1 protein-coding gene is annotated in these 2,842 nt (G+C 74.4%); it reads right to left on the minus strand.

Annotated features, from left to right (window positions below; all coding sequences use genetic code 11):
* Positions 1–2,842 (minus strand): non-ribosomal peptide synthetase (locus R1101_RS27765; RefSeq protein ID WP_037224314.1); only part of this gene is annotated, 2,842 nt, incomplete at both ends.

The following is a 2,842-nucleotide window of genomic DNA, read 5'->3' on the forward strand; positions in this document are numbered from 1 at the left end:
GGTCGAAGGGCAGATCGGCGTGCGCGAAGGCGTCGAGGTCGCTGTCGGTGACGGCGGTGAGCAGGTCGGTGAAGGACCGTTCGGCGGGCACCGGGGTGCGCAGCACCACGGTGTTGACGAACATGCCCACCACCTCGTCGAGGGCGCGGTGGCCCCGGCCGGCGACCGGGGAGCCGACGGCGATGTCGTCGCTGCCGGACAGGCGGGCCAGCAGCACCGCGAAGGCGGCGTGCACGGTCATGAACACGGTGCTGTGCCGGTCGGCGGCGAGCTGTTGCAGCCGGGTGAGCAGGTCGGTGTCGACGGTGAAACGGGTGATGTCGCCGCGGAAGGACTGCTGCGGGGGTCGGGGCCGGTCGGTGGGCAGCGCCAGCACCTCGGGCAGTCCCGCGAGGCGGTCCTGCCAGTAGGCGGTCTGGTCGGCGGCGAGACTGCCGGGGGCGGCGGGGTCGCCGAGCCGGTCGAGCTGCCACAGGGTGTAGTCGGCGTACTGCACCGGCAGCGGCCCGAAGGTCGGGGTCTCGCCGCGGCTGCGGGCGGCGTAGGCGATCATCAGGTCGCGGGCGAGCGGGCCGGTGGAGCCGCCGTCGGCGGCGATGTGGTGCACGACCAGCACGGCGAGATGGTCGTCGCGGTCGAAGGCGAACACCCGTGCCCGCACCGGGATGTCGACGGTGACGTCGAAACCGGCGCCGAGGAAGTCGGCGACGGCGGTGGGCGCGGTGTCCTCGGTGGCCGGCACCACGTCCAGCGGCAGCGGTGCGTCGGCGGCGGCGAGGATGCGCTGGTGCGGTCCGGTGGCCGAGGCCGGGTAGACGGTGCGCAGGCTCTCGTGCCGGGTCAGCAGGTCGTGCAGGGCGGCGCCGAGCGCGGCCGGGGACAGATGCCCGGACAGCCGGATGGCCAGGGGGATGTTGTAGGCCGCGGACGTCGGGTCGAACTGGTTGATGAACCACAGTCGTTGCTGCGCCGGGGACAACGGAATGTGGTCGGGGCGCGGCCCGGCGACCGGGCCCAGTGTGGTTCCGGCGGCGGGTTCGGCGGTGTCGGTGGTGGCGGGCCGCTCGTCGAGGTGTGCGGCGAGCGCGGTGACGGTCGGTGCTTCGAACAACGCCCGCACCGGTACGGGCCGGCCGAGCCGGTCGCCGAGGCGGGCGACGGCGCGGGTGGCGAGCAGCGAGTTGCCGCCGAGGTCGAAGAAGTTGTCGTCGGCGCCGAGCCGGTCGAGGCCGAGCACCTCGGCGAGTTCGTCGGCGACGAGCGACTCGAGTGGGTCGGTGGGTGCCGGGTGGTCGTCGGTGGCGGAGCGCAGTTCCGGGGCCGGCAGGGCGGCGCGGTCGAGTTTGCCGACCGGGGTCAGCGGGATCTCGTCGAGCACGCTGATGACGGTGGGCACCATGTGTGCCGGAAGACGCTCGGCGACATGGGATTTCACTGCGGTGGGGTCGATGTCGGCGCCGGGCGCGGGATGCAGGTGGGCGACGAGGACCGTCTCCCCGCTGGGGGCGCGGTGGGCGACGGTGGCGGCGAAGCCGACACTCGGGTGCGCGCCGAGCACGGCGTCGATCTCGCCGAGTTCGACGCGGAAACCGCGGATCTTGATCTGGAAGTCGCTGCGCCCGACGTAGTCGAGGCGCAGATCCTGCGCGTCGAGGTCGCCGCCCCAGCGCACCAGGTCCCCGGTGCGGTACATGCGTTCGCCGGGGGTGCCGTAGGGGTCGGCGACGAACCGGGTGGCGGTCAGCGCGGGCCGGGCGTGATAGCCGCGGGCCAGGCCCCAGCCGGCCAGATACAGTTCGCCGACGGTGCCGAACGGCACCGGCCGCAGTGTCGCGTCGAGGACGACGGCGTGCACCCCGCGCAGCGGACCGCCGAGGGTCAGCGGGTCGTCGACGCCCAGGGGGTCGCTGATCGCGGCCATGATGGTCGTCTCGGTGGGGCCGTAGGCGTCGACGAGGCGCCGGCCGGGCGCCCAGATCGCCTGCAGGTCGGCGGGCCAGGCCTCGCCCCCGACGGCCAGGTCGGTGAGGGCGGTCAGATCGGCCGGGTCCAGGGAGGCGAGCGCGGCGGGGGTGATGAACCCGTGGGTGATCCGCTGCTCGCGCAGCAGGGCACCGAGTTCGGCGCCGCCGACGACGTGCGGGGGCACGATCACCAGTTCGGCGCCGGTGCCGAACGCCAGGAGGTACTCGAAGATCGACGCGTCGAAGCTGGGCGACGAGACGTGCACGACCCGCGCGCCGGGGCCGGCACCGAAGCGGGTGCGCTGGTCGCGGGCGAAGTTCTCCAGGCTGCGGTGGGTGGTGAGCACCCCCTTGGGGCGGCCGGTGGAGCCGGAGGTGTAGATCAGGTAGGCCGGATGATCCAGCCGCAGCGTGGCCGGGCGGTCGGTGTCGCCGAGCGCGGCGGGGTCCTCCCCCGCCGCGGCGCGGTCGAGGTCGTCGAGCAGCAGCCACGGCACCGTGTCGGGGAGTTGCGCGCGGTGCGCGGCGGTGGTGAGGCCGACGGTGGCGCCGCAGTCGTCGAGCATGAACGCGACCCGCTCGGCCGGGTAGCGCGGGTCGACGGGCACGAACGCCGCCCCGGTCTTGGTGATCGCCCACATCGCGGTCACCGACTCGATCGAGCGGGCGATGCCGAGGGCGACGAAGGACTCCGGGCCGGTGCCGTGGCGCAGCAGCACCCGGGCCAGCCGGGTGGAGCGTTCGTCGAGCTCGCGGTAGGTGAGCACCCGCTGCCCGTCGCGCAGCGCCGGTGCGTCGGGGTGGGCGGCGGCGGTGGCGGCCAGCAGCTGCGGCAGGGTCGCGTCGCTGCCGCCGGCCGGGCCGTGTACGGCAGCAGC

Source organism: Rhodococcus sp. R1101 (assembly GCF_000278445.1).
GTDB lineage: Bacteria > Actinomycetota > Actinomycetes > Mycobacteriales > Mycobacteriaceae > Rhodococcus > Rhodococcus gordoniae.